The sequence below is a fragment of the Serratia sp. HNCC26DJ206 genome, assembly GCF_057180605.1.
The window spans coordinates 1-319 of sequence record NZ_JBXUGP010000171.1 but is presented as its reverse complement, the minus strand read 5'-3'; the positions used below and the strand labels follow the sequence as shown (position 1 = coordinate 319).

At 59.6% G+C, this 319-nt stretch carries 1 protein-coding gene; it reads right to left on the bottom strand.

The genetic code is table 11. The annotated features are described in order from the left end of the window. A partial coding sequence (locus AC2A1E_RS24450; RefSeq protein WP_484385914.1) for a fimbria/pilus outer membrane usher protein occupies nucleotides 1–319 on the bottom strand: 319 nt, incomplete at both ends.

The following is a 319-nucleotide window of genomic DNA, read 5'->3' as shown; positions in this document are numbered from 1 at the left end:
ACCGCGCACCACCGGTGAATAGCCGCGCAGGCTTTCCGGCAGCATCTCTTCATCTGACATCAACTGGCCACCGCGCAGCGGCACGCTGTCGAACACTTCGCTGGAGGAGTTGGTGTCTCCCAGGGTCAACTGGCTCCTCAAAAAGAGGATATCGCGCTGGAGATAGGTATGGATGGACTGCCAGTGGTTCTGGCCCTGAGCGCTGCCACTTTCCCGGTTCCAGACTGAATAGTTACGCAGGCGCCAAGGGCCGACGTTCAGGCCGCTGCGCAGGTTCAGGTAATAACTGTTGCTGGCTGCCGTATTATCCCCTGCACGG